We start from the raw sequence: 2,769 nt of genomic DNA, 5'->3' as shown, positions 1-2,769 counted from the left end.
GACCGCCGCCAGCGTCTCGACGACGCTCGCGGGATCGTCTGGCAGGCCGGGGAACCGATCGCTGCCGTCGAAGCGCGCGAGATACTCGGAGCCGCCGAGCCGGGAATCGTCCCGCTCGAGGCCGAGATCACCGACGAGGACCAGATCGCCTTCGGACTCGACTGACAGCGGCGGCGCGTCGTACCCGTCCTTGGAGCCGACCATCGCCAGCGTCGGCGTCGGCGGAATCGGCCCCGCGACGGAGTCGTTGTACAGCGAGACGTTCCCGCCGACGACCGGCGTCGACAGCGTCTCGCACATCTCCGCGAGTCCGTCGACGATGCCGGTGAAGCTGCCGTAGACGTCCGGCTTCTCCGGGTTGCCGCCGTTGAGGCAGTCAACCGCGGCCAGCGGCGTCGCGCCCTTCCCCGCGATGTTCGTCGCGTTTTCGAGCGCGACCGCGCGAGCACCCTCGTAGGGCGCGACGGCGGTCCAGTTCGGTGTGGCACCGGAAGAAATCGCGAGCCCCTGCTGGGCTTCACGGACCGCAATAATGGCGGCGTCGTCGCCCGGCCCGACGCTCGTTCGCACGCCGACCTCGTGGTCGTACTGCTGGTAAACCCACCGCTTCGAGGCGGTGTTCGGACTCGAGACGACGGCATCGAACGCCGCCTCGAGGTCCGCGTCGGGCAGGTCCGTCGCCGGCTCCTCGCGTTCCTCGGTCGCGAGGTCGTTCATCGGCGCTCCCTCGCCGAGGAAGTAGGCGTCGACGTCGACGACCGTTTCTCCCTCGAAGAGACACGTGTAATTCTCGTCGGTGACCTCGCCGATGACCGAACAGCCGAGATCGAACCGCTCGACGATCTCGCGCACGCGGTCGACGTTGTCCGGTTCGACTTCGTAACACATCCGCTCCTGAGACTCGGCGAGCAATATCTCCAGGGCCGACATGTTCGGCTCGCGCTGGTGGACTCGCTCGAGTTCGATGCGGGCACCGAGGTCGGCCTTGGCGACCATCTCGCTCGAGGCCCCGCCGAGGCCGGCGGCGCCGAGGTCGCGGGCGGACTCGATCAGCTCCTCGTCGACGAGTTGCTCGTTGGCTTCGATGAGCAGTTTTTCGGCGTACGGATCGCCGACCTGCACCGCGGGTCGATCCGCCGTTTCGGCGTCTTCGGCGAGGTCCTCGCTGGCAAAACTCGCGCCGCCGAGCCCGTCGCGGCCGGTGGCGTTTCCGACGAGGACGAGCTTGTTGCCCGGCTCCTGCGCTTCGGCGGTGACGAGTCGCTCCTCGTTCGTCAGCCCGACGCAGGCCACGTTGACCAGCGGATTCCCCTCGTAATCGGGGTAGAAGTCGACGCTGCCGGCGACCGTGGGAACGCCGATGCAGTTGCCGTAGTGGCTGATTCCCTCGACGACGCCCTCGAAGAGGTACCGCGAGTGGTCGTCGTCGAACTCGCCGAAGTACAGCGAGTCCGCGAGCGCGATCGGATACGCGCCCATCGAGAGCGTGTCCCGGACGATGCCGCCGACGCCCGTCGCCGCGCCGTCGACCGGGTCCACGTAGGAGGGGTGGTTGTGGCTCTCGATTCCCATCGTGATGTACGTCCGCTCGTCGCTGTCGTCACCGGGGAGTGCGACGACCGCCGCGTCGTCGCCCGGCCCGACCACGACCTGCTCGCCCTCGCTGTCGAACGCCGACAGCAACGGTCGCGAGGAGCGGTACGCGCAGTGCTCGCTCCAGAGATTCTCGAACAGCGCCGCCTCCGCTCGAGTCGGTTCCCGTCCCAGCTCGGCGACGACGAGTTCGCGGTCCGAATCGGCAAGACTCATTCATCTAGGTGGTGAAAGTCGGCCGGTAAATGGGTTTCCATATGCACGAACGTGGATATATACGGTCGATGGCCGGAGTCGAGAGTTGCGGACCGAGTCGTTTTTCATCAGCCCCGCTAAACGTCCGCCCGTGCTGTCGGTCGAACTTCACACGCATTCGTCGTTGTCCTACGACGGTCGCGATCCGGTCGAGCTCATTTTGGAGCAGGCCGAGGCCGTCGGTCTTGACGCGATCGCGGTGACGGACCACGACGAGATCGACGCGAGCCTCGAGGCCGTCGAGCTGGCCCCCGACTACGGCCTCGTGGGCATTCCGGGAATGGAGATCTCGAGCAAGGCGGGCCACGTCCTCGGACTCGGCCTCGAGGAAGCGGTTCCACCGGGACTCTCCTTCGAATCGACGCTCGAGGCGATCCACGACCAGGGTGGACTGGCCGTGATCCCCCATCCGTTTCAGGAGTCGCGCCACGGCGTGATGGCCCGTATCTCTCGCGAGCAGCTCGCGCTCGGCGACGCGATCGAGGTCTACAACTCTCGGCTGTTTACCGGCCGGGCAAACCGGCAGGCCGAACGCTACGCCAGGCCCCGAAATCTGCCGATGACCGCCGGGAGCGACGCCCACATCAGCGAGATGGTCGGACAAGCGGTCACTCGCGTCGACGCCGACGAGCGCTCTGCGGATGCGATCCTCGCGGCGATCGCGGCGGGTCGGACGACCGTCGAAGGGAAGCGGACGCCGTGGCGGATCAGCATCCAACAGTTCGCCGGCGGCGTCACGCGACGACTGGGCCGCATTTTCAATCTCATCCGATGACCGACGCAACGCTTCGCGGTGCCCAGCCGAGTCTCGTTCGCGACGCACTCGAGCGCGGCGACCCGCTCCCCGGAACGAGCGGGTTCGCAGGGGCGGTCGACGGGCGGCTCGTTCGCGACGTGCTCGGACGAGTCCCCCTGTTCGTC

2 protein-coding genes and 1 pseudogene are annotated in these 2,769 nt (G+C 67.4%); 2 read left to right on the top strand and 1 reads right to left on the bottom strand.

Translation table 11 applies throughout. The features are described from left to right. The coding region (gene purL / locus PGX04_RS32490) for a phosphoribosylformylglycinamidine synthase subunit PurL (protein ID WP_273742249.1) at nucleotides 1-1,809 on the bottom strand (1,809 nt) is incomplete at its 3' end. A gap of 130 nt (nucleotides 1,810-1,939) precedes the next feature. Between purL and PGX04_RS32485 the strand changes: the two genes are divergently transcribed. Then, entirely contained in the window at nucleotides 1,940-2,623 is a 684-nt protein-coding gene (locus tag PGX04_RS32485) for a PHP domain-containing protein (RefSeq protein WP_273742248.1), read from the top strand. Beyond that, a pseudogene (locus PGX04_RS32480) lies at nucleotides 2,620-2,769 on the top strand (asparagine synthetase B); the annotation flags it as partial. The gene PGX04_RS32485 and the pseudogene PGX04_RS32480, both read left to right, overlap by 4 nt.

It is taken from the genome of Natrinema soli (assembly GCF_028618695.1).
The sequence above is the reverse complement of the archived record's forward strand: the minus strand, read 5'-3'. Positions and strand labels throughout refer to the sequence as shown.